The following is a 26,112-nucleotide window of genomic DNA, read 5'->3' as shown; positions in this document are numbered from 1 at the left end:
AAGATATATTTAGAATTTAAACAGAAAACTTGTTTAAACTGATTTCAGAATTAACCGTAAAAGTTGCAAAAGATAATCAGAATTAAAGTTTTCAAAAGAATAAAAATCGAAGATTTTTTTAAGCTATTGTAATCTTTTTTCATTTGTAATTATCAACTTTAAATAAATGTTTAGCTCGTCTTGCAACTTTTGCGGTTATATAAAAAGTTTAAACAGCCATAGACTCTAAATTTTAATATAAATTCTTTTTCTGTCGAGCCAATATCCTGCTGTCCAGCAAATCATCATTATGGAAAAGGCAAATAAAAATGCTCCGGAGTAATCACCGAATTTTGCGAAAATGTTTTGATAAAGCCATGAGTAACTGTTGGTTTTACCAATCGGAATATGGTACATAATGATAGGAAGTATTTCTGAGAATAAATAAATGGCTAATGTATTTTTCCCGAAAACTTCAAAGAAATAAATGCCATTAGATTTTTTAAGAAAATCAGAATAATAGATAATCATTCCTAACATCATAAGACTTAAACCTATCGTAAGCAATACATACGAGCTAGTCCAGAGTTTTTTATTGATCGGGAATCCATAATTCCACATAAATCCTGCAGCCAGAAGTACGAAACCTGTAATGAAAAGTTTAGAAAGCATTTCATAATTAAATCCTTTTTCCCGAATATATTTCCCCGTAAAATATCCTGCAAAAACATTCACCAATGCAGGAAAGGTACTTAACAGACCTTCGGGGTCAAATGCAAATCCTTCACCTTTGTACAGATGATTTTCTCCGAAAATTCTTAAATCCAAATCAAGAACAGGATTTTTATGAATGTCATAAGGACCATAGAATGCAAAGATTATGCAATAAACAATCAGAATTCCGGCACTGATGTATAGAGAGATTTTTGGTTTAAAATAGTATAACATAAGGGAAGCGAGTCCATAGCAAATGGCAATTCGCTGCAAAACCCCGAAAATTCTTGTTTCAGAAAAGGGAAAAGGCAGTTTGTTGAAATCTGCATCCAATTTATAGAAAGGAAACCAATACATCAGAAACCCTAAAAGGAAAATAATGAAAGTTCTTTTAAAGATTTTGAACAGAACCTCACGTTGTGACATTATTTTCCATTTGTCCATCGCAAAGCTCATGGAGTTTCCGACAGCAAAAAGAAATGACGGAAAAACCAGATCGGTTGGTGTAAATCCGTTCCAGTTAGCGTGCAGAAGTGGTGCATAAGTAGTCGCCCAGTTTCCTGACGTATTGACAATAATCATAAAACATACGGTCATTCCACGGAAAATATCAAGTGAAAGAGAACGTTTACTTTTTTCCATCTATTTGGTATTTAATATTAAGGAAGCATATTTCTGATATAATAATTTGTTAATCTGTTTTGCATCACCAGTAGGATTTTCAGAATAGGTATTTTGCTTTTCGCTCCATTCCCAGGAGAAATCATCTACTTTTTTCAGAATTTCTTTTTCATCGACAGGAATTCCCTGTTCAGCACTTTTGATGGAAGCATCAATAAAGATCCGCCATCTTGCACCGTAATAATCTTTCATAAGTCCTGCGATAGAACGGTTGCCGTAGTCATTCAATCCTTTCCCTTTTTCTCCCCAGACGGTAATGATTTTCCTTGCATCCCTTTCATAATAAGCTTTTTCGCCGGGAATATCTGTCATTGCCTTCGCGTCATTAATCCATTTTCCAACCAGAAAATTTTTATTGGCAGATAACAACAGGTCTATATCATTGATAAGATCCAGCATTTTTTTTCCTGAATTTTTCATTCCGGTAATATCTTTCTGACGATATGCTTGTGTGAAAGTATCTCTCAGCACCGGAAAATAATTTCCCAGCACCTGTTTTCCCACGACTGCGAGATCATCCTTGTAATTGTCAGTATCTGACTTGCTGTCAATCAATAGTTTCCAGGCCTGCAGAAGATCTTTATTGCTGTAATTAATGGTGAAATTGGTCGTCCAGCTGCCAGCTTTTTCAAAGACAGGTTTGGAATTGGTGAGATCTGCATTTCCCAAATCTGCGGATTCGGTATAGATTTTTTCTGATAAAATTTTCCAGGCTTCGGATATTTTAGCGTCTGTACTTCCTGATCTGGCCAAGGCGTAGTGAGAAATAAAATCTTCTTTTGACTTTGAATGAGTCCAGGCCTTATTTAAAACAAACTCATACATCATTGGGTTGTTGCCAAAGCCTTCCAGTGTGGCACCTAGACCCCAGAGATTTTTACCTCCGTTTGTATATGTATTTTCAATTCTTTTATCAATTTCATCCAGATTTCCTTTAATGGAAGTATTTCCACCGAAATTTCCGAGATAACACCAGATGTAAGGCTGGCCAAAAAAGGAATCAGTTGTTTTCCATATTTCAGTTTTATCGCAATAATAGTCCAGAAGAATCATTTTATCTTGCGGAACTGCCTGTAGAAATGCTTTTATTCTGTCGTTAGTCCATTTATCTTTCTGAAAATAAAATATCCATCCCATTTGCAGCCATTGTGCTTTTTCATCTACTTTAGCCATTGATTTGTAGATATGTTTTGATACACTGGCAAGATCTTGTGGTTCCCAGCTGGGCGGTGTCACTTCATTGAAAGGATCGGTTCCGTAAATATGATCTGTTCCGAATAATTTAGTCTGTTCTTTAAGGAATTCTTTTTGAATTTTTTCAAAAAGCGGATCAAAGGAATCGAGAAAATAACTTTCATATTTCCGGTCAAAATCTCCCCATTCTCCCAGTGAAGTAATCTTTGCATTCGGGAATTTATCTTTAAGAATTTTTGGTACGTGTCCTGCAAAAGCCGGCAAGACCGGTTTCATATTCAGTTCGCGTTCTCTTTTTAGAATCTTTTGTTGCAGTTCGGCCTGTCCGTCAATCCATGACATCGGCAACGGGCCTTCCCAGTGATCAATATTGGCCATTCTATGCCATGGCAGATATGCGGGCCCGGTGAAGTAATTTCTGATCTCGTTCTCCGAAAATCCGAATTTTTTCCAGACATTCAGCCATATTTTTTCCTGTCCGGTGATGGCAAGAGGAAGATTGACACCATTTAAAGCCATCCAGTCGATGAAGCGTTCCCAGTCTTTCCATTTCCACCAGGGCATCGTGTAACCGAATGTGCAGTAATTCAGAAAGAAACGGTTATTTACACGGGACTCGTTTTTTACGGTTTCTGAGAGTTTAGGAAATGTTGCCGGAACTTCTATTCGGTTATCAGCGTACCATGAAACAGAGGTTTTGCAATACGTTGTAAGGAAAAAATTTAATCCTACCGCCATAGAATTTGCGGAATTCGCTGTGATAATAAGGTGATCTTTTTTATACTCGAGTTGGTAGAAATCCTTTCCGGAACTCACTTCTTTTTTGAATACTATTTTATCTTTATAAGTCGGAGCTATTCGCATAAGAAGTGCCTTGGCAGCTTCGGTATCATTTTGTGCATAAAATAAATGGGTAATCAGAATTAGCAGTAAAAAAGCGAGCTTTTTCATCATTCAAAATTTTAAGGCTAAAGATAAAAAAAATATTGTCTCATTTTGATATTTTAATAATTAGCCATTTAGTCATCAATTAGTTTACTGAAAGTTAGTATGAAATTCTTGAATCATGTAAGTCAAACTGTGTAGGATTTATTTAATTTAAATCTGAAAATCAATTAATTAAAGCTAAAAAATCAAAATTCTAAATTGTTGTTAATCTTAAATAAAATCACTATCTTTGCACCCACTTTTGTGGCGAAAAGGTTTGAAAAGTAAATAACTAAAAATTAATTACTTCCGTATTTTTCAATTCACATTTATTCAAACCGTTGAAAGAGAAGGAATACAAATTTTATTAGAATTATGTCAAAAGAGACAAATTCAGCAGAATTATTATTAAATCAAAACGTAGCACCTGAACAATTTGACTGGGATTCTTTCGAATCTGGTCTTGATGCTGATGCTAGAAAAGAAAAAAGCGATCTTGAAGAAATCTACAACGGATCTTTAAACAACCTTGACGATAACGACGTATTGGTTGGAAAAGTGGTAAGATTAACTGACAAAGAAGCTATCGTAGACATCAACTTCAAATCTGAAGGTGTTATTTCTCTTAACGAATTCCGTTACAACCAAGGCCTTAAAGTAGGTGACGAGGTAGAAGTAATGGTTGACAGAAGAGAAGACAAAACTGGTCAGTTACAGTTATCTCACAGAAAAGCAAGAACGCTTAAGGCTTGGGATAAAGTAAACGAGCTTCACGAAACAGGTGAAATCGTAAACGGTTTTGTTAAGTCTAGAACTAAAGGAGGTATGATCGTTGACGTACACGGAATCGAAGCATTCTTACCTGGTTCTCAAATTGACGTTAAGCCAATCAAAGATTACGATCAGTTCGTAGGTAAAACTATGGAGTTCAAAGTTGTGAAAATCAACCCTGAGTTCAAAAACGTAGTAGTATCTCACAAAGCATTGATCGAAGCAGATATCGAAGGTCAGAAAAAAGAAATCATCGCTCAGCTTGAAAAAGGACAAGTTCTTGAAGGTACTGTTAAGAATATTACTTCTTACGGTGTATTCATTGACTTAGGAGGTGTTGATGGATTGATCCACATTACAGATCTTTCTTGGTCTAGAGTGAACCACCCATCTGAAATCCTTGAGGACGGACAAACTGTAAAAGTTGTTATCCTTGACTTTGATGATGAGAAAACAAGAATCCAATTGGGTATGAAGCAATTAGAAGCTCACCCTTGGGATGCTCTTTCTGCTGACTTAAAAGTTGGAGATAAAGTAAAAGGAAAAGTAGTTGTTCTTGCTGACTATGGTGCATTCGTAGAAATCGCTCCAGGTGTTGAAGGATTAATCCACGTTTCTGAAATGTCTTGGTCTACTCACTTGAGATCTGCTGGTGACTTCGTGAAAGTAGGTGATGAAGTTGAAGCTGAAGTATTAACTTTAGATAGAGAAGATAGAAAGATTTCTTTAGGTATCAAGCAATTAAGCAAAGATCCATGGGAAAATATCGAAGCTAAATATCCTGTAGGATCTAAGCATGTAGGAACTGTAAGAAACTTCACTAACTTTGGTGTATTCGTAGAGTTGGAGGAAGGTATCGACGGATTAATCTACATCTCTGATCTTTCTTGGACTAAGAAAATCAAGCACCCATCTGAGTTCTGTGCAGTTGGTGATAAACTAGACGTTGTAGTTCTTGAACTTGACATCCAGGCTAGAAGATTATCTCTAGGTCACAAGCAATTGACTGAGAACCCTTGGGATGCATTCGAAACTAAATATGCTGAAGGAACGATCCACGCTGGTAAAGCGGTAGAAGTTCACGATAAAGGTGCTTCTGTACAGTTCGAAGATGCTGAAGTTGAGGCGTTCTGCCCATCAAGATTATTAGAGAAGGAAGACGGATCTAAAATCAAGAAAGGTGAAGAAGCTGATTTCAAAGTGATTGAATTCAACAAAGAGTTCAAAAGAGTAGTAGTTTCTCACACAGGAATCTTCAGAGATGAAGAAAAGAAAAATGCGAGAGAAAACTCTAATAACAGATCTAATAATACATCTTCATCAAACAATGAAGAGAGATCTACTCTTGGAGATATCGATGCATTAGCAGAATTAAAAAGAAAAATGGAAGAAGGTAAATAATCTTTAAACCCATTTAAAATATGAGCCACTCAATTCAATTGAGTGGCTTTTTTTATTCACAATCTAATCAGAATAAATATTTGTTTTTCAATAAATTTTATTTTTTTCTAATCTTTTAAATTCTTTTTTGATTAATATTGTTAGTTTATGGTTAAATAATTTCAAATATATCATTGTTTTGATAGTAATTATTTGTAGATTAGCGCCTTTATTAATGTATATGAAAAAAGTAGCTTTACCCCTTCTCTTTGCAGTCTCTACAATCTTTCCTAATCTTTTGTTTTCACAAGATAATGAAAGGTTAATAAAGGACTATATTTCTCAAAACAAATTAAGAGAATATAAGAAAACGGATCTGACCGATTTTCTTATTGATATGAACGACCATTCTGAAAGTATGAATGGAGATGTTGTGAAATTACAACAGTTATATAAAGGTATTCCGGTTAATAAGTCATTAAGTACGGTCTTAATCAAAAATAGCAAAATAGTTTTATATAATGACGGCTTTGAAAAAGACTATAAAAATGCTGATTCAAATGTTGCTGCTATCACTAAAGAAGCCGCTTTCAGATCTGCATCGGCAGCCACTCATTTAGACCCGGATAAAGTTATTCTTTTAAATTTCAATGATGCTGATATTAAGGATGAATTTGCGAAATACAGATTAATCTATACTAAGGAAAATGATGACTTAATTTTATGCTACGAATTCACTTTTCCTGAAAAAAAGACAGAAAATTATTGGAATATTTTAGTAAATGCCAATACAGGTGAAATTATAGAAAAGAATAATTTAAATCTTAGCTGTAATTTTACTGACGATGCATATCAGCATTCCCATGAAAATACGATTGCTGTTTATCCTTTAAATGAAGAAAGTTATCAAAGTAGCATAGTTAAGAACAGTATATTACTTTCTCCCGATAACGCATCTTACAATATATTTCCTTTTCCGATAGAAGCTCCTACTTTTGGCTCAAGATCCATAGTCACAAATCCTTGGAATCTTACTGCTTCTCCTGAAGGCTGGCATTCCGACGGAACCAATCATTATACAACAGCTCAAGGTAATAACGTTTTGGCTTATCAGGATTTATATGATGATGATTTTTTTTCAGGAATTACAGTAGATGGTGGGGCAACTAGAAATTTCAATTTTCCTTATACAGCAGGAGCCCTGGCTTTAACAAATCAGGATGCTGCTATTACCAATTTATTCTATGCGAATAATATGGTACATGATATTTTTTACAAATTTGGTTTTACTCCCGCAGCAAGAAATTTTCAAAAGAATAATTTTAACCTTGGAGGAACAGGAAATGATTATGTTTTAGCAGAAGCGCAGGATGGTGCAGCTACACCGGTAGATACGTCTACTAGTAATTATAATAATGCAAACTTTGCAACCCCACAAGATGGTGGAAACGGAAGAATGCAGATGTATGTATGGGTAAATAGTTCCCAGAAATTATTTTATAATGCACCTTCTACAGCAGTAAGCAGAACACCTGTTTCATATTTAGCACAATTTGGTCAGCAAATTACAGGGTTACCGGTGACGGGTAATGTAAAATTATCTCCTGTATTGGATGCCTGCACAGCACTTCCATCTGGTTCATTAAATGGTTTTATTGGTTTAGCAGAAAGAGGAAGTTGTGATTTTTCTACAAAAGTTGAAAACATGCAAAATGCTGGAGCTACAGGAGCTATTATTTACAATGCGGTTAGTTCTGGTGCTCCAGGAAACATGGGAGGTACTAATGCCAATGTTTTCATCATGTCTGAACTGATTGATAATGCAGAAGGAGAGTATATAAAGTTACAATTAGCCAATAATATTCCTGTAAATGTTTCTATGAGCTATAGTACAAAACAGGATGGAAGCTTTGATAACGGAGTTATGATTCATGAATATGGTCATGGAATCTCTAATAGACTAACAGGTAATGGTTATTCATGTTTACAGACATCACTTAGCAGAGAGCAAATGGGAGAAGGATGGTCAGATTTTTTTGCCTTGATGCTTACCAATAAACCTGGCGATAATGCATCTGTAGCAAGAGGAATGGCTACCTATGCTGTTGGAGAAGGGATAACGGGTGACGGTCTCAGACCTGCTAAATATTCTCCTGACTTTAGCATAAATGACTATACCTATGGTGATACCAACGGAATGGTACTTTCCAATGGCGCAACAGATGTTCACTCTATCGGCTTCATATGGGCATCAATGCTATGGGATCTTCACTGGCAGTATGTTGCTAAATATGGCTATTCATCTGATGTTACGGCTAATACTACTAACGGAAGCTCAAGAGTGCTGCAATTGGTTACAGATGCTTTAAAGCTGCAGGCTTGTAGTCCGACGTTTATTAACGGTAGAGATGCAATCTTGCAAGCAGAACTTGTAACTACACAAGGTGCAGACCGATGCATGATCTGGAGAACTTTTGCTAAAAGAGGATTGGGAATAAACGCTTCTGCAGGATCTAAAACCAATATTAACGATCAGGTGGAAAGTTTTGATGTACCTGCAGACTGCGTATTGGCTACTGATGAAGTACAAACCGTTAAGAATACCATTTCAATTTATCCGAATCCTGCTAAAAATGAATTCTTCATCAATTTCCCAAGCAAAACCTTAGGAAAAGTAAGTGTTGAAATTTATGATATGTCAGGAAAACTAGTGTCATCTGAAGATAAGATTTCTCCGGATGCTAAAAAATCGATTTCTACAGATAAATTGATTAATGGAACCTATCTTGTAAAAGTAAAAGGTATTGGTATTGATACAACATCAAAACTAATCGTTAGAAAATAAACTTTTAAACATATTTAAGTATCCGGCGCGAGCGAAGCTCGCGCCGGATACTTTTTATCTATACTATCGTTATCGATTTATTTCATTTAATAAACGTAACTTTGCGGGCTGTTAAAAAATGAATCATGCAGAAGAAAAATGTACTAAAAGGAGTATTATTTGTAGGAATTGGTGCAAGCATTTACGGAATGTTGGCAACCTTTGTGAAACTCGCTTATAATGAAGGTTATACAACTTCGGAAGTTACCACATCTCAGTTTATTTTAGGATTAGTTGGCCTTTTGATACTGAATTTTGTTCAGACGATCACCTCAAAAAAACCATTACCATCACCAAATACAATAGAAGTAAGAAATCTCTTATTGGCCGGAACATCTTTAGGATGTACAAGTTTGTTTTATTATATTGCTGTTCAGTATATTAACGTTTCTATTGCCATTGTTTTGCTGATGCAATCTGTTTGGTTTAGTGTAGTTGTTGAAAGTTTCATCACTAAAAAGCTGCCTCAGGCACGGAAAATCTTATCTGTTATTATTGTTTTGGTAGGAACTGTTTTAGCAACAAACCTTATCAATACAGAAATTAGACTTGATTTAAAAGGTATTTTTTGGGGATTGATGGCTGCAGCTTCATATACCATGACGATGTTTACCTCCAATAAACTGGCAACCCATCTTCCTGTTTTCAGGAAAAGTCTCATTATGCTTGCCGGCGGTTCGGTTGTCGTTTTTTTATTTCTTTTATTTGCGCAGATTGGGCCGCTTCACAGTAGTATTTTAAAAAGTTTTTATCTGAATTTTACCGATAATACAGATCATATCCATGCTTTCAGGTATTCTATTTTATGGAAATACGGTTTTATTTTGGCATTATTCGGAACAATTATTCCTCCGATTTTATTTAATATTGGGTTTCCAAATGCAGGATTGGGATTGGGGAGTATCGTATCTTCGTTGGAGTTGCCGGTTTCTGTAACTATGGCTTTCGCATTGTTAGGAGAGGAAGTTGTATTTATCCAATGGATAGGAATTGCTTTAATTCTTTTTGCAATTATTTTAATGAATTTACCTTCAAAAAGAGAACTTGCTGTTGCATAAATATGTTGAGATAATCATAAAACTTTAAATATCTTATGAAAAACCGTTTCTTTTGATACGGTTTTTTTATTTTAGTATCAAAATAAATCTTTATGAAATATTTTAAAAATACAGTTACTGTAGTGTTGTTGTTTATGATGTACGGAATCTTTTTTTCTCAGGTAAAACCTCTGGATGCTGAACTTACCAATTATCAATACCCATTTGAAGTCCATTTTTTAAACTTTAAATCTCAGAATAATGATTTGAAAATGGCCTATATGGATGTGCAGCCTAAAAACTCTAATGGAAAAACCATTATGCTTCTTCACGGGAAAAATTTCAACGGAGCATACTGGGAAAGGACGGCCAAAGACCTTTCAGAAAAAGGTTTCAGAGTAATTATTCCTGATCAGATTGGATTTGGGAAATCATCAAAACCAAAAAACTATCAATTTTCATTTTCTCAACTGGCGGTAAATACAAAATCAATTTTAGACAAACTTGATATCGATAAAACAATAGTTTTAGGACATTCAATGGGAGGAATGGTTGCTACGCGATTTACACTATTATACCCGGAAAAAGTAGAAAAGCTTATTTTGGAAAATCCGATTGGGCTGGAAGATTATAAAACATTTGCTGCGTATCAGACTATCGATCAGGCGTATCAGTTTGAATTAAAAAATACGGCAGAATCTTACAAAAATTACCAGCTAAAATTCTATTACGACAACAAATGGAAACCGGAATATCAGCCCTGGCTGGATTTGATAGCCGGCTGGACACTTCATCCTGATTATCCCAAAGTGGCTTGGGATGCTGCATTAACATCTGATATGATTTACAATCAACCGGTTTGTTATGAGTTTAAAAACATTAAAGTTCCCACACTTTTAATTATCGGAACAAGGGACAGAACAGCTATCGGAAAAGACAGAGCTCCAAAAGAACTTCAACCAAAAATGGGACAATATCAGCTGCTAGGAAAGAAAACACATAAGGAGATTAGAGGATCAGAATTGGTTGAGCTTGACAATGTAGGACATCTTCCACATATTGAAGTTTACGATAAATTCTGGAATGCATTATATAGTTTCATTAAATAATTCAAAACAGTTACGGCGGCCAAGAATTGGCCGCCGTAACTGTATTTTCCATATATAATAAGTGTTAGGAAATCAGTTTCATAATCTGTAAAGCAATTTTCAACGCTTCCGTCCCGTCCGCTATAGAAACTTCAACATTTTTATTTTCAGTGATCGAATCAGCGAAAGAATTTAGCTCATCAAGGATGGCGTTATTTGGTTGAATATCAGGATATTCAAATAAAATCTGGTTTTTCTCACCGTCAGCATTTTCAATAATCATATCAAACGGAGTTGGAAATTCCGGGGCATCTTTCATTCGGATAACTTCAGCTTTCTTCTCCAAAAAATCAACAGAAATATAAGCGTCTTTCTGGAAGAACCGACTCTTTCTCATTGCTTTCATAGAAATTCTCGAAGTAGTAAGATTGGCTACACATCCATTTTCAAATTCAATTCTTGCATTCGCAATATCTGGCGTTTTGCTTACTACGCAGACACCACTGGCGTGAATATTTTTCACTTTTGACTTTACAATGCTTAATAAAATATCCAAGTCATGAATCATTAAATCCAAAACAACCGAAACATCCGTTCCGCGTGGATTGAATTCTGCAAGCCTGTGAATTTCAATAAACATCGGATTTTTAATATACTCTTTCGTCGCAATGAAAGCCGGATTATACCTTTCTACATGTCCTACCTGCGCTTTAATGCCTTTTTCCTGACAGTGTCTAAGAATTTCTTCCGCTTGTTCAAGAGTTTGTGTTACAGGTTTTTCAATAAAAAAATGAAGCCCTTTATTTATCGCTTTCAAAGCATAATCATAATGATAAACGGTTGGCGTTACAATATCAAGCATATCAATCTGCTCAAGCAATTCATCAAAATTTTCAAAATATCTGTATCCGAATTCTGCTTCGAGTTTTTTACCGTTTTCAACATCTTTATCATGAAAACCTATGAACTCATATTTATCCGACTGATTCAAAAGTCTTAAATGTATCTTACCTAAATGTCCGGCACCTACCAAACCTGCTTTTAACATAGATGTATTAAATTTCCGTAAAGATAAGAATTTTAAAGAATGGTAGACAGATGATAGGTTTTAGGTTGATAATTACTGAATGTTTTTTTACTTTTGTAAAAATTACTACCTGAAATTTAAACTGAATTTAAATGGCGCGAGACTCATTTGTACACAAAGGGAAAAGAAAGATTTTGGTTGATTATCTCAGGAACAGAATCGGAATTTCGGATGAAAATGTACTTTCGGCAATGAACGAAGTTCCCAGACACCTTTTTATAGAAAGCATTTTTGAAGATTTTGCCTACGAAGACAGAGCTTTTCCTATCCTTGCTCATCAGACGATTTCTCATCCTTCCACAGTGGCGGAGCAGTCTGAACTTTTACAGATAAAAGAAGGCGAAAAAGTACTTGAAATTGGTACAGGCTGCGGATATCAGACCGCTGTTTTGCTGGCAATGAAAGCTTTGGTATATACCGTAGAAAGGCAGAAGGACCTTTTTGATTTTTCTAAAAAGAAATTTCGTGAAATGGGCTTGTATCCTAAATTTCAAAGCTTCGGTGATGGTTTTGCCGGCCTTCCTACTTTTGCACCTTTTGATAAGATTATCGTAACGTGCGGCGCTTCCGTTTTACCGACTGAATTACTGAAACAGCTGAAAGTTGGTGGTAAAATGGTAATTCCTTTGGGACCTACGGATGAACAGGTTTTATACAGATTCACTAAAGTTTCTCCCACCGAGTTTGAAAAAGAGGAGTTTGGTGCCTACAAATTTGTTCCTATGCTGGGAAAAACGAATTTATAAATCATTATAATTTTTAAAATTTTACGTTAAAATATTGGGTCTCATTATAACTAATGAGGCTTTTTCTTTGGTGGTTTGCTTTTTGATGAAATATTAGCATCCAAAAATTTCAAATTATTACATTATGAAAGTATTTATCAATAAAAGAATTCCCGAAATAGGAATCAATATGCTGAAAGAAGCGGGGCTGGAAGTTTTTATCCCGGATCATGATAATTTGTCGCGTGAAGAATGGTTAAGCTACTGCAAAAGTCACGATATGATTTTAAGCGTAGGAGCGGAGTTTAAATATGATAAAGATTTCTTTAATGAATGCCCGAATGTTAAAGCAATTGCCTTATATTCCGTTGGTTTTGACCATGTGGATATACAAGAGGCCAATAGCCGGAAAATTCCTGTAGGAAATACACCCGATGTGTTGAGCAAAGCCACTTCTGACATTGCTTTCCTACTAATGCAATCGGTTGCGAGAAGAGCCAGCTACAATTTTGAGAAAGTGAAGGTCGGAAATTGGGGCGATTTTGATCCGCTTCATGCTTTAGGGCAGGAGCTTTACGGAAAAACGTTGGGAATTTTTGGGCTGGGAAGAATTGGTTTTGAAATGGCAAAAAAATCAAAAGCAGCTTTTGATATGAATATTATATATCATAATCGTCATCGTAATCAAGAAGCTGAAAATGAACTGGGCGCAAAATATGTTTCTTTTGAAGAATTAATTTCACGTTCGGATGTATTGAGTATTCATGCCAATTTTAAGGAAGAGCAAAAAGAATTATTTAATGCTGATGTTTTTAAAGAGATGAAAGAAAACGCTATATTCATCAATACAGCCAGAGGAGGATTTCACAATCAGAAAGATCTGTATGATGCCCTTGCCGAACACAAAATCTGGGGAGCCGGACTGGATGTAACGAACCCGGAACCTATTTTTAAAGATGATCCTATTTTAGAACTTTCAAATGTTTGTGTTCTCCCTCACATTGGCTCGGCAACGGTGGAAGCCAGAAATGGAATGGCAAAAATTGCTGCGGAAAATCTTATTGCATTTTCAAAAGGTGAAAAAATGCCCGCCTGTATTAATCCTGAAGTTTATTCTGAAAAATCTTAGCAAATTGGAATTATTTTTGTTTAATTCAAATCAACACTAAATATTAATATTATGATACCCGAAAACAGCGAACAAGAACAGGAAAGAAGATTGGAACAGAGAGATTATAAGCCTGGTGAAGATATATTCAATAAAGAAGAACATATTTCTTTAGACGGTAACGGAAAGCCGGTTTTTAATCAAAAAAAAGATGATGATAAAATGGATAAAGGACTTGATATTCCAGGAGTTGATGATGAAGCAGGAACGAGTGACATCGGTGAAGATGAAGAAAACAGCTATTGGGGACTGAGTGATAATGATGACGATCACGAGGAACTGAATGAAGATCTTATACGTTAAAACCTTGCCTTAACCGGTAAGGTTTTTTTATGTAGTATTTTTTATTAGGAAATAAAATCTTATTTACTTCAATATTTCCTTAATTAATCATTAATTAATGTAATGCATATTAATTTAACATGAATAATTAAGTATTATTGAAAACCATATAATTTAAATGATTAAATTTATCATTACCTAGTGATAAATTTAAACTGAAAAATTATGGGAAAATATTTACAACTTCTGTTCATTTCCCTTACCACTGCTATTTTTGCCCAAACACCTGTGAGTGTAAAAGTAAAAGATGCTGCTGGAAATGAAAGCTTTAATGTTACCTGCAATAATGATCTTGATGCCAACGGTTGCATCGCTTTGAATGTCGAATATCCTGTATTAAGGCAGACGGCAAGCTATCAGATCAGTCAGGAAGTATATAGTCCGCCGGTTCCTCTTAATCAGGGAACAGCACTGAATGCCAATTATGATGACCTCTTTGCTGCAAAATTAGATCTTCCTTTCAAGTTTTGTTTTTATAATCAATACTACCAATCACTTATTGTAGGATCTAATGGGATGGTAACTTTTGATCTGAACCAATTGGGAAATATCAATTATCCCAATATACAGTGGACTAACCCAAGCACAAGCCTTCCCAAAAACTCTATATTCGGAGCATACCATGATATCGTTTTTTCCTCAGGAGATGCTTCTGAAATATATTATTCTACCATTGGGACAGCGCCGTACAGAAAATTTGTTATCAATTTTTACGAAGGAAGAGTATCAGGATGTACAGAAAGATCTTCATCCCAGATCGTTTTACATGAAACCACCAATGTGATAGAAGTGTTCATCGATAAAAAACTGACACCGTGCCCTACAAGAAAATTTGAAAATGCTTTGATTGGTGTTATCAACAGCGATGGTACGCAAGGTGTATCGCCCGCAAACAGGAATACAGGCGTTTGGCAGGCTTTGCAGGAAGGATGGAAATTCAGTCCGTTGGGAAATGTGATAGAACCTGAGGTAACCTGGACAAACACGGCCGGGCAGACGGTAGGAACGGGTGTTCAGACAACAGTTTGTCCTACTCAGAATGAAATTTACACAGCCAACGTGAAGTTCAACATCTGTGGAAACGAAAATCTTACATTAACCGATGCTTTTCCGCTAACCTTTGATGCTTCTTATCCTGCAGCAAAAAATTATACCGAAAACTTTTGTGGTAACACTTCTGTAAACCTTACGCTGAGCAGTTTTCAGGCAAATCTTACGACCCAGAATCCTGCCAATTTCCAATTTAGCTTTCATACAAGCCTTCAGGACGCTCAGACCAATCTTAATGCTTTACCCAACAATTACACGCTCACTTCTAATACTGTTTTATATGTAAGAATCCAGAATCCTACCGTGCCGACCTGCTATCGTGTCGCAGTGCTTACTTTAAATATTATCTCTAAAAGTCTTATTAAAAACATAATTGAGCTTTGTGATACCAACAATGATGGTGTGGAATCTAACTATAATGTGAGCCAGTTGAATGCGGAACTTTTTCCGCCCGGAACAACCGGAATTTCCTACCATCCTACGCAGTCTGATGCCCAGAATAATTCAAATGCACTAACTACGGTAAATATCTCTTCAGGTACAAATCTTTGGGTGAGACTTCTGGACGGAAATTGTACATATATTCTGGGACCTGTCAGTTTTCAGTTCAGGCCTGGAGTAAACATTAATAACCCTGTTAATTTTACCTATTCGGTGTGTGATATTAATGCAGATAATCAGGAACCTTTTAACTATGCTTCTGTCATAGGACCATTGATTACCACACAGACCGGAGCTACCTTTACTGCTTATAACACTTTTGACGAAGCAATTGCAGGATCAGGAACGGGTTTAAATACCATTAAAGAAGGAATATATACCATTTTCATAAGGGTTGAGATTCCTAACGGATGTTTTGCTGTGGTGACGGTCAATATGAATGTTACTTTCAGTAAAATTGTTGCTAATGAGAAGAAAGAATACATTTGCTTTAACGGTACAGACGATATTACTGTTAATCTAACGACACTTTCTTCCGGAATGCTGGTTTCTCCTGCTACAGTTCCCGTCATAGAATTTTATGCGACTTCAGCAAACGCCAATGCAGGAATTAATCAGATAAGCCCAAACCAGACGATAACAACAGATGGAAATCTGGTGATAAAAACTTTTTTTGTACGGTTCGAAATTTCGGATGATTGTTTTACAGTAAGGCCAATTATGGTTTATCTGGTACATCCGGTAATTGTTCAGTCAGCATTCAGTATTTGTGATTTCAATAATGATAATTCGGAAATTGTACAGCTGTCTCAGTTTTCAGCAGCAATCGTCGGAAATCAAAATGCAACCACCATATTTTACCAGACCTCTGCCGATGCCATCAGCGGAAGCAATCCCATTACCAGTATAACCTTAAATGGAACTCAACAGATCTTTGTAAAGATAACTTCTTACAACTGTCAGCAGATTTATCCTGTGAACCTGAGTTTTAGCTCAACACCTGCCGTAAACCCGCAAGTGAATATAATGCTGAATAATATCTGTGACAATAATAATGATGGCAATGAGATCTACAATCTTACACAGGCTCAGCCTCAGATTTATTCGGGATCAGATGTCAGTTTCAGCTATTACTTAAATTATAATCCTTCCACACAGGTATTTTCCAATCCGATTAACAATCCTGCTCAGTTTATGATTACTGCAGGAAGTGCAATGGTTTATGTAAAAGTAAAATTCAACAACAGCGAATGTTTTTCAGCTTCAAAACTCAACATTCAGATGACGTTTTTACCTGCGGTTGTTCTGAATGCTGCGACATTGGCAAAATGTGATGAAGATTTTAATTTAAATGAAACTTTCCAGCTCAGCGATGCCGTCTCACAATTATTTATTCCGTCACAGAATACATATCCTCTGTCGGAAATGACGATCACCTATTACAATACCGCAGCACAGGCCAACGCCGGAAATGCTGCAAACCAGATTGGGCCAACGGTAACAACTAATGTATCTTCCGTTCAGGTTTGGGCGAGATTCCAGTCGCAGACTACCGGATGTTATTCTGTGGCTCCTATTCAGTTGAATACCTATTTCCCGCCGAAAGCAATTACTTCTACTATTACAGTATGTGATGAGAATTTAGATGGAAGCTATGAGGTCAATCTGCTTAATTTTACAAATCTGATGGTCGATATCACCAACCCTGCCAATACATTCAGTTTTTATCTTACACAGCAGGATGCTGAGAACGGAACCAATGCTATTGCCAATCCGGATAACTTTACGGTAAATCCTTTTCCGGGACAGATATGGGTAAAAGTTCAGAATATTCCGGGATGTGATGATATTGCAGTCGTTAATTTTACCCTTGGCAATAAAGTGACCTTACAGAACGCAGGTCCTTTCCAGCTTTCTGTTTGTGATACGGCAAATGACGGAGTGGAAAATATTAATTTAACACAGTTTGAATCTCAGATTTATACAGGAGCAAATGTTACTTTCACTTATTACCCTTCTTTGGCCGATCTTAATGCAGGAACAAATGTCATTGCAACACCTTCCAACTTTACATTTAATCAAAGTTCAGCATCCAATATTGTTTATGTAAAAGTAAGCGTTCCGGGCTTTTGTTCAAACGTTGTGCAGATCAATCTTTCATTAAAGTCAACTCCGGTATTCGATATTCCGACACTTTATTTCTGTCCGGAAGGTTCATTAAATTATACAGCCAATATTGAAGGCTATACGATTGTAAGTTATGTATGGACAAATCCTTCGGGACAGGTAATCTCCACTACAGATACCATTACAGATATTACCCTTGTCGGAACATATACGCTTACGGTAACGGCAGATAACGGATGTACCTATACGGCTACATTTGAAATCAAACATTATGATGTTCCGGTGATTCAGGAACTTCAGTTCAACGGAAATACAGCGGTGGTTAACGCTACCGGAACGCAGACCATCCTTTATTCTATCGACGGAGTAACGTGGCAGGCTACCAATACTTTTTATAATTTACCGACGGGAATTACCACTTTCTATGTGAAATACATCAACAGCGACTGTATCGTGAAGCAGGATGGGGTAGTGCTGGACATTAAAAATGCAATTACTCCTAACGGAGACGGACTGAATGATAACTGGATTGTTAAAAATCTTCATGTATTTGGAAAGAGAATGTCGACGGTTAAAATTTTCGACCGTTATCAGGTCTTGATTTTCGAACAAAGCTCAAATACACAGTTCTTCTGGGACGGAACGATCAAGGGTCGGGCAATCCCTACTTCAAGCTACTGGTACGTAATTACCCTTCCGGATGGAAGAACTTTTACGGGGTGGATTTTGGTAAAAAATAATAGCTAAAATTACAAACATTTTAAAACCAAACCTCATTGAACTTCAGTGAGGTTTTTTTATTTTTGAAAGCGATACAATTCTCCACAATAAAAATTCACCTCCTTTGAAGGCGGGGATTCGACCAAAGGGAGAAGACGGGGTGGTTATAATGAACAAGCTTACCATACATTTTCTCGACAATTAGGCTACTCTTTAGAATGAGTGAAATTTTACCCTGACATGAATTTTCAAACATTAGTTGCAGGGATTTCCTAATTTGAATATCTTTAAAACTTTGAATTTTCAAGTGACTTTTAACGTTAAACATAGAACTTTAAACTGTAATATGACTTTCCAGGAACAGATACAGCAGGGTATTCCAAGCCAGTTGCCACAGCCGAAACCATACGAAACCAATATCAACCATGCGCCGAAACGAAAAGAAATTTTAGGAGAAGAAGAGAAGAAACTTGCTCTGAAAAATGCTTTACGTTATTTCGAGCCCCAGTTTCATGCAGAATTGTTGCCTGAATTCAGAGAGGAGCTTGAGAATTACGGAAGAATCTATATGTACCGCTTTCGTCCTGATTACGAGATGAAGGCCAGGCCAATTTCCGAATATCCCGGAAAATCAGAACAGGCAAAAGCGATCATGTTAATGATTCAGAATAATCTGGATTATGCCGTAGCGCAGCATCCTCATGAGCTGATTACTTATGGAGGAAACGGCGCCGTTTTCAGTAACTGGGCACAGTACCTGCTGACGATGAAATATCTTTCCGAAATGACCGATGAGCAGACACTGGTTATGTATTCCGGCCATCCGATGGGATTGTTTCCTTCCCACAAAGACGCGCCAAGGGTAGTCGTGACCAACGGAATGATGATCCCCAACTATTCTAAGCCGGATGACTGGGAAAAATTCAATGCGTTGGGTGTTACGCAGTATGGACAGATGACTGCCGGAAGCTATATGTATATCGGTCCTCAGGGAATCGTTCACGGAACTACGATCACGGTATTGAATGCTTTCAGAAAGATCAATAAAGAACCAAAAGGCGGACTGTTTGTGACTTCAGGTTTAGGAGGAATGAGCGGTGCACAGCCAAAAGCAGGAAATATTGCAGGTTGTGTTACGGTTTGTGCTGAGGTAAATCCGAAAATTACCAAAATACGTCACGAGCAAAAATGGGTTAATGAAATTCACGAAAACCTTGATGAACTGGTACAAAGAGTGCGAAAAGCTCAGGCAGAAAAGGAAACCGTTTCTCTGGCTTACCTGGGAAATATTGTTGAGGTATGGGAAAAATTCCATCAGGAAAACCTGAGAATCGATATTGGTTCCGATCAGACTTCCCTTCACAATCCGTGGGCGGGGGGGTACTATCCGGTCGGACAAAGCTTTGAAGAATCCAACCGTATGATGGCGGAAGATCCTGAGTTATTCAAAGAAAAAGTACAGGAAAGTCTTAGAAGACATGCAGAGGCCATCAACAAACATACAGCCAAAGGAACCTACTTCTTCGATTATGGAAATGCCTTTTTGCTGGAAGCTTCCAGAGCCGGTGCCGATGTGATGGCAGAAAATCCAACCCTGGGAAGAGAGTTCAAATTTCCTTCCTACGTTCAGGATATTATGGGGCCGATGTGTTTTGATTATGGTTTCGGACCCTTCCGTTGGGTTTGTACCAGCGGCAAACCGGAAGATTTGCAGAAGACTGACGAAATCGCCTGTCAGATTTTAGAAGAAATCCAGCAGAATTCTCCTGAAGAAATTCAGCAGCAGATGAAGGATAATATTCAATGGATTAAAGGCGCACAGGAAAATAAAATGGTAGTCGGTTCACAGGCAAGAATTTTATATGCTGATGCAGAAGGAAGAATGAAAATCGCAGAAGCTTTTAACAAAGCCATTAAAAACGGAGAGATCGGACCGGTAGTTTTAGGAAGAGATCACCATGATGTTTCGGGAACAGATTCTCCATACAGAGAGACTTCTAATATTTACGACGGATCGAGATTTACGGCAGATATGGCGATTCATAATGTGATTGGCGACAGCTTCCGTGGGGCAACCTGGGTTTCTATTCACAATGGAGGTGGCGTAGGTTGGGGCGAAGTTATCAATGGCGGTTTCGGAATGTTGCTTGACGGAAGTGATGATGCCGACCGAAGATTAAAAAGTATGCTCTTCTGGGACGTAAATAACGGAATTTCCCGACGCAGCTGGGCAAGAAACGAAGGTGCGGTTTTCGCTATAAAAAGAGCCATGGAAGCCGAACCGAAACTGAAAGTAACACTTCCGAATTTCGTGGATGACAATCTGTTTTAAATGTCATTGCGAGGAAGAATGACGAAGCAATCTGTTGAGTGAAAACATTTAAAATTAAAAAAACAAAAACATCGTATAAGCTATTTGATGACCATGAAATTCTTGTTGGTGAGATTCTTTTTGATTATTTTCTAGGAAGAAATAGGCGGGTGAAAATAAATAATAAACTTTATAAAGTGAAGTATTCTGGCTTCTTAGGACATTTTTTGAAGTTTATTGATGAAAGCGGAAAATTAACAGTAATGATTGATAGTTCAAAAAGCAGAATGTTTTATTATGGTGATCCATATACTGAAATTTATGATTTCAAAACAAAAGGCTGGTGGCATTCTTCTACCAATTTAGTGGATCACCGAGATGATACATTACTGATACGTATGAGACACAGAAATTTATTTTTCACCTCGGAATATGAAATCGCGATTACAGAAAATAGCTTTAATAATACAATCGTCATACTCGCTTTTTTATATTACAATATAGAAGCTATAGAAAATTAAATTTTATATGTGTTTGTTTTGAGCTTGATATCATTTAGAATACTCTTTATCATTTCAGATAACACATCAATCTATTGAATGATGTAAATTATTTTGAAACAGATTGCTTCGCTTTGCTCGCAATGACACATAATAACAAAACCTGCTTGATAGCAGGTTTTATCGTTTTTAAGATCCCACAGATCTGTAATCAATGGTTTTATTTAGGTCCGTTGAAAGTCACACCTAAAGATACAACAGGTTTGGTGAGTTGTGTTCCGTTGGTAATATCGCCGTTTCCCAGTACAAACTGATAGCCGACCCGAGAAGTAATATAGATTCCTACTTTTTCTTTGGTGATAGTTCCCACTTTGTAGGAGAAATCTAATCCGGGTTGAATGTTATAAAACAAGTCACGGCTTAACTTTCTTGGCACTTCATATTGATTGACGAACCAGACTCCCTGAATGTGATTGTAAGAGGTTTCAGTGTACATTTCATCAGGATTCACGAGGTTTAAAAAATACATCCCGGTAGAAATATAAGCGCTTAAAGAGAAGTTTTCTTTTCTTATAAGATCATTTTGGGCAATTATGTTGACTGTTGTATGGTAGGATCTCGTTCTGTCTGCCAAGTATCCGAAATTGTCTGAATGATTCTGTTGGGTATAGGCAAGTAGACCACCCAATGAAATACGATCATTCACATAGAACCTGCCATTCATTTGAAAAGCCGGTCTGTATCCGTTGATGACAGGTTGCAATTCGGCTCCTGCAAAAAATGCAAGATGATCTTTTTGTGCAAACAAATTGCAGCTTAATAGAAATCCTAATAGATAGCTTATTTTTTTCATACTTAAATATTTGTTGTTAAACATTTAATGACGCTCTATCTATTAAGACGTGAAATACACAAGATGGTTGCCTACCGATAGCTTTTTAGCATAAGTTTTTTTCACCCACTTTGTCAAAGTTAAAATCTTTGACAAAGTTTTTAAAAGCATTGCTCTGTGCGCAACTTATTTACGGGAAACACAAGTTTGGAAACTCACCTAGCGAATATAATAAAACCTTCTGTGAGACAGGTTTTCTAAAACATTTTTTGTGTTTGTGCTAGCATTTTGCTTTTATCTCATTTGGTTTTATTTAATTCTTTTTTAATATTCTTGACCTCAGAATAAGAAATATCACCTTTTGTAATTTTAGAATGACAGATCGGACACAACATTAATAAATTTTCAACATCATTATTTGTAGGGTTTTCATCAATATGATGAACTTGAAAATGTTCAACATCTTCGTTTGAGCAAATGGGACATATAGATTTAATTTCTTTCTGTAATATTGATCTTGTTTTTGCTGAAATAGTTTTTCTAGGTTTTGTATTTGAAATCTTTAGCCTTCCTCTTTCAAACATATACCAATTAAATTCAGAGCATTTAGAATAGTGTTGAGTTTTTAAAACTCTATGTTTTGGAGCGGGATAATATTTATCATACTCAGCAGAAATACAAGCTACTCCTTTAAATAAAGAATTCATATTATCAAAAAGATTTACTTCTGGACACATACCATCGAAATGGTAATTACAAGAACCTTTTATCCATGAAGGAGGTTCACCTTGAATTTGGATTTTTTTTGACTCAAAATCTTGTGGTAATGTTCCATCTTTAATTAGTGCTTCTTCTACAGTTAAATCAGAGTTAGATTTATAATAATCAGAGTTGAAGTATATCGTTACAGCTCTTCGACTACAATAATTCAAAATTGGACAGCGAAGCGGTAATCTTTTACTTTCTCCGATTTCATAATAATCTTGTTGGTTCATTTTTATATATTAATATTAATACTGAGATTTATGCATTACGCTAATCTAAACATTATATCATTCAAATATAAAGAAATGGGATAAAATAATAATTAAAACTTTCTATAAATTACTTATAGTAAGTGTTTTAATTTTATATCATGAAAAATTGAAAATTTGCATTAGTAAAAGTAACTACGTATTTTACAAGTATTCTATCTAGAATTCATAAAAACTTTTTACAAAGCTCTCAAACAACCCTGTTTGCACTCAAATACAAAATACATTGAATTAAAACAAGCTTGTTTTTATCAACATACAATTGTTTTTTGGTTAAAACAACCTTAAGAGAACTTAAATACACTTGTATTTTAATTCCTCCAATAGTGTTTGGATTTAAATACTAAATTTTTATATTTGTTTCCGATAATTTATTAAATAATTAACATTAAAAACACAATCTAAGTATGAAAATTACATTAGCGCGTCTTAGTACGAAAAATCTTGCGACTTTAGCCCAAAGAACAATCACTAATGCACAATCGGGTAAGTATCCGGTGGTCAACAATCATCCCTTGGTGCAGGCTTTACAGGATGCATATGCAGAATATGACGAAGTGTACACTAAGCAGACTTTTAGCGGAAAAGGAACCGATGTTGCTCAGGCAGATCACGAAAGAGATATTGCCTACAGCAACCTCAAGGCGTTTCTGAATGGCTATCGGCAGCTTCCTTCGGCGGCTAATCATCAGGCAGCGGAGGATCTTTACAATGTTTTTAAGGATTTCGGACTGGATCTGGATCGCCTAAGCTATTCTTCCCAGACCGCTCAGATGAAAAAGCTGATCGAAACACTGGAGCTTACGGAAAACAGGCAGAAGATCACCGCTCTTTCCCTGGATGTCGCTTTTAAAGAAATGAAGGCAAAGCATGAGGCTTTTGAACAGATTTTTGCCGACCAGGCAGAAGCGAATGCAGATCTTAGGCAGATGGCCAGTGCGACCGCAATCCGGAAAGAACTTGAACAGGCACTGAGAACTTATCTTAACCTCCTGAAAGCCCTGAAAGGTGTTCCCGGTTGGGAAATGGTTTACAGTGATGTCAACGAGTTGGTAAAAGCAGCAAAAAATTCTGAAGTAAAAAGCCGGGATGCAAATCTTCCCTCACAAAACGGATAGACCATAAACTCAGCATACCGCTGAGTTTTTTTATGGAAAGTATAGGCGAATACAGGATGACAAACTTCACGGGATTATTCCTGTTGTTGAAATATTAGAATGAAAAGTGATATTTTTGAAATAAAATAAGATTCAATGAAAAAACTGGGAATCATCGGCTGTGGCTGGTTGGGAAATTATATTGCAGAAAGGCTTTCTAATCGATATGAAATTTTTGTGACCACTACGTCCGAATCAAAAATAAAAGAATTTACCGCAAAAGGGTATCATGCAACGTTGGCCGACTTTCCCGATCAGGCTTCTGAAATTAAGCCCTGGGAAGTTATTCCGCAACTGGATGCGGTTATTATCACGGTTCCGTTTTCGGGAATAAGAGGAACGCAGATTTCGATGAAAGACCGCCAGGAAAACCTGTTAAAATTTCTCGGAGATTATAAAGGACAGTTGTTTTTAATGAGCTCTACCGGAGTATATTCTCAGGATGAAAAGGAATTTACGGAAGAAGATCAGCCGGCAGAAAATGTGGAAAGTGAAGGTTTTATCCTGCATCAGTTTCCACAGTGTAATATTCTGAGGCTGGCAGGATTAATGGGCGGTCAGAGACTTTTGAAGAATTATAATATTTCCAATCTGGATCAGCTGGTAAATCATATTCATTATGCAGATATCTGTTCGGTAGTGGAAAAAATGCTGGACAACCAATCTAAAGCCAAAGTGTATAACGTAGTGGCACCGGTGCATCCGGATAAACAGGAAATCATCAATGCCCAGAAAAATCTGCCTTATACGGGTGAGCGAACGGATAAAGGCAGGCTGATCTCACCCGCAAAACTTATCGCTGAACTGGATTTTGAGTTTCAATATCCGGATCCCAGGTATTTTCATCTGTAAATGTTTCTGATGATTTTGATTCCGGTAAATTTTTGTCAGTAATTGTATAACCGAATCATAAACTTAAACCATGCGAAAATTTATCTTAATAATTGGTCTATTTATATCTCAATTTCTTTTTTGCCAGGAGCTTGAATATTCTAATATAAAGTGTAATTATCTGGCTACATTTTTAATTGATACTTTGTGACAACAGGCAAACAAATCCCGAAGGATCAGGTTGAAAGGGTGACGAAAATGCACAGGAAAAATAATAATCACTTAGATTAAGAGCTTGTTTAATTTAACATTAAGAATTTAAGTGAATTAAAGTCTGTTTTAATTAAGTAATCAAATTCATTGATTTTTATTAAGTTTTTTAAGCTAAAGTGGCTTAATTCCTTAATGTTAAAAATAAATTATGTTTTAATTTGGAAAAAAATCAGAATCCTTTCCAACCTTTTTTATATGCTGAGCATCTTTATAAGAAAAGATATCCTATGAAAATTACCATACCAAAACCATGTCATGAAAATTGGGATCAGATGAGTATTGACGAGCAGGGAAGATTTTGCTCAGTATGTTCCAAAACGGTGAGAGATTTTACCCATACCCCAGATGATGAACTTATTGATGAGCTGCGTTCAGATCAAAATATCTGTGGAAGATTCAGTTCTTATCAGTTGGGACGGAATTTCAGTTTTTCTATTATCAGCAAACTTACTTTCGGATTATTTGCATTCAGTGGTGCCGTATTTACCGTAAACGGACAGCAACTGAAAGAAGAGGAGGTGAAGAAAATTGACTTTAAGAAAGGAATTGACGGTTTAGAGACAGTAAGCGATACATTAAGATCTCGGAGCATCGTTCTGGGAATGCCATCTAAAGAATATATGGAATCTCTCAAGCCTATGATCCTGCTTGACAACAAAAGAATTTCTGAAGATAAAATGAAAAGATTAAAACCGGAAAATGTAAAAAGCGTTCTGATCCTTTCCGGAGACGGTGCCCGAAAGAAATATGGTGAATCCGGTGAACATGGTGTTATTGTGATCGAAAGCAAAAGAAAAGAGTAACTTATTTTTTAGTCTGTTTAGACTTTTTTGGTTAAACCTGAAAATTAGTTTAAACA

At 36.3% G+C, this 26,112-nt stretch carries 18 protein-coding genes; 13 read left to right on the top strand and 5 right to left on the bottom strand.

Features of this window, described 5'->3' with window-relative positions; translation table 11 throughout:
* Positions 1-225: 225 nt before the first annotated feature.
* Together BLR30_RS11570 and BLR30_RS11565 are read right to left on the bottom strand one after the other, a co-directional pair.
* The gene (locus BLR30_RS11570; RefSeq protein WP_089858705.1) at positions 226-1,335 is read right to left on the bottom strand and encodes an acyltransferase family protein; all 1,110 of its coding nucleotides are present in this window, start codon (positions 1,333-1,335) and stop codon (positions 226-228) included.
* Positions 1,336-3,522: an alpha-N-acetylglucosaminidase gene (locus BLR30_RS11565; RefSeq protein ID WP_089858701.1), complete on the bottom strand. Its 2,187-nt coding sequence runs from the start codon at positions 3,520-3,522 to the stop codon at positions 1,336-1,338.
* A gap of 348 nt (positions 3,523-3,870) precedes the next feature.
* On the opposite strand from BLR30_RS11565, the gene rpsA reads away from it, so the two are divergent.
* From rpsA to BLR30_RS11545, 4 genes are all read left to right on the top strand, one after another.
* Positions 3,871-5,667, top strand: a complete 1,797-nt coding sequence (gene rpsA / locus BLR30_RS11560) for a 30S ribosomal protein S1 (protein WP_089858698.1) — start codon at positions 3,871-3,873, stop codon at positions 5,665-5,667.
* Positions 5,668-5,887: 220 nt separating this feature from the next.
* On the top strand, positions 5,888-8,491 hold the full coding sequence (locus BLR30_RS11555) for a T9SS-dependent M36 family metallopeptidase (RefSeq protein WP_228400758.1): 2,604 nt from the start codon (positions 5,888-5,890) through the stop codon (positions 8,489-8,491).
* Between the two features lie 125 nt (positions 8,492-8,616).
* Positions 8,617-9,588 (top strand): EamA family transporter, encoded by a 972-nt coding sequence (locus BLR30_RS11550; RefSeq protein WP_089858692.1) that lies wholly within the window; start codon positions 8,617-8,619, stop codon positions 9,586-9,588.
* A 92-nt stretch (positions 9,589-9,680) separates the two neighbouring features.
* Positions 9,681-10,676, top strand: a complete 996-nt coding sequence (locus tag BLR30_RS11545) for an alpha/beta fold hydrolase (protein WP_089858689.1) — start codon at positions 9,681-9,683, stop codon at positions 10,674-10,676.
* A 64-nt stretch (positions 10,677-10,740) separates the two neighbouring features.
* Here the strand turns inward: BLR30_RS11545 and BLR30_RS11540 are convergent, their stop codons facing one another.
* Positions 10,741-11,703 carry a Gfo/Idh/MocA family protein gene (locus BLR30_RS11540; protein ID WP_089858686.1) on the bottom strand — a complete coding sequence of 321 codons (963 nt, stop codon included), beginning with the start codon at positions 11,701-11,703 and terminating at the stop codon, positions 10,741-10,743.
* 131 nt (positions 11,704-11,834) lie between these two features.
* On the opposite strand from BLR30_RS11540, the gene BLR30_RS11535 reads away from it, so the two are divergent.
* The 6 genes from BLR30_RS11535 (at position 11,835) to BLR30_RS11510 (ending at position 21,147) form a co-directional block, all read left to right on the top strand.
* The gene (locus tag BLR30_RS11535; protein ID WP_089858683.1) at positions 11,835-12,488 is read left to right on the top strand and encodes a protein-L-isoaspartate(D-aspartate) O-methyltransferase; all 654 of its coding nucleotides are present in this window, start codon (positions 11,835-11,837) and stop codon (positions 12,486-12,488) included.
* Positions 12,489-12,612: 124 nt separating this feature from the next.
* The gene (locus BLR30_RS11530; protein WP_089858680.1) at positions 12,613-13,596 is read left to right on the top strand and encodes a 2-hydroxyacid dehydrogenase; all 984 of its coding nucleotides are present in this window, start codon (positions 12,613-12,615) and stop codon (positions 13,594-13,596) included.
* A 51-nt stretch (positions 13,597-13,647) separates the two neighbouring features.
* Entirely contained in the window at positions 13,648-13,938 is a 291-nt protein-coding gene (locus BLR30_RS11525; RefSeq protein ID WP_089858675.1) for a hypothetical protein, read from the top strand.
* 204 nt (positions 13,939-14,142) lie between these two features.
* Positions 14,143-18,342 carry a T9SS type B sorting domain-containing protein gene (locus tag BLR30_RS11520; protein ID WP_089858673.1) on the top strand — a complete coding sequence of 1,400 codons (4,200 nt, stop codon included), beginning with the start codon at positions 14,143-14,145 and terminating at the stop codon, positions 18,340-18,342.
* A gap of 319 nt (positions 18,343-18,661) precedes the next feature.
* The gene (locus BLR30_RS11515; protein ID WP_089858669.1) at positions 18,662-20,647 is read left to right on the top strand and encodes a urocanate hydratase; all 1,986 of its coding nucleotides are present in this window, start codon (positions 18,662-18,664) and stop codon (positions 20,645-20,647) included.
* A 38-nt stretch (positions 20,648-20,685) separates the two neighbouring features.
* Positions 20,686-21,147, top strand: a complete 462-nt coding sequence (locus BLR30_RS11510) for a hypothetical protein (RefSeq protein WP_089858667.1) — start codon at positions 20,686-20,688, stop codon at positions 21,145-21,147.
* Positions 21,148-21,346: 199 nt separating this feature from the next.
* Here the strand turns inward: BLR30_RS11510 and BLR30_RS11505 are convergent, their stop codons facing one another.
* Positions 21,347-21,979 (bottom strand): hypothetical protein, encoded by a 633-nt coding sequence (locus BLR30_RS11505; RefSeq protein ID WP_089858665.1) that lies wholly within the window; start codon positions 21,977-21,979, stop codon positions 21,347-21,349.
* Positions 21,980-22,257: 278 nt separating this feature from the next.
* Positions 22,258-22,953: an HNH endonuclease signature motif containing protein gene (locus BLR30_RS17915; RefSeq protein ID WP_228400757.1), complete on the bottom strand. Its 696-nt coding sequence runs from the start codon at positions 22,951-22,953 to the stop codon at positions 22,258-22,260.
* Positions 22,954-23,399: 446 nt separating this feature from the next.
* Between BLR30_RS17915 and BLR30_RS11495 the strand changes: the two genes are divergently transcribed.
* From BLR30_RS11495 to BLR30_RS11485, 3 genes are all read left to right on the top strand, one after another.
* On the top strand, positions 23,400-24,110 hold the full coding sequence (locus tag BLR30_RS11495; protein WP_089858662.1) for a DUF6261 family protein: 711 nt from the start codon (positions 23,400-23,402) through the stop codon (positions 24,108-24,110).
* A gap of 135 nt (positions 24,111-24,245) precedes the next feature.
* Positions 24,246-25,001, top strand: a complete 756-nt coding sequence (locus tag BLR30_RS11490; protein ID WP_089858659.1) for a Rossmann-fold NAD(P)-binding domain-containing protein — start codon at positions 24,246-24,248, stop codon at positions 24,999-25,001.
* A 479-nt stretch (positions 25,002-25,480) separates the two neighbouring features.
* The gene (locus BLR30_RS11485) at positions 25,481-26,056 is read left to right on the top strand and encodes a hypothetical protein (protein ID WP_139164620.1); all 576 of its coding nucleotides are present in this window, start codon (positions 25,481-25,483) and stop codon (positions 26,054-26,056) included.
* Positions 26,057-26,112: the final 56 nt, after the last annotated feature.

The organism is Chryseobacterium taeanense (genome assembly GCF_900099685.1).
GTDB classification, from domain to species: Bacteria; Bacteroidota; Bacteroidia; order Flavobacteriales; family Weeksellaceae; genus Chryseobacterium; species Chryseobacterium taeanense.
This window is presented reverse-complemented; position numbering and strand designations above follow the sequence as displayed.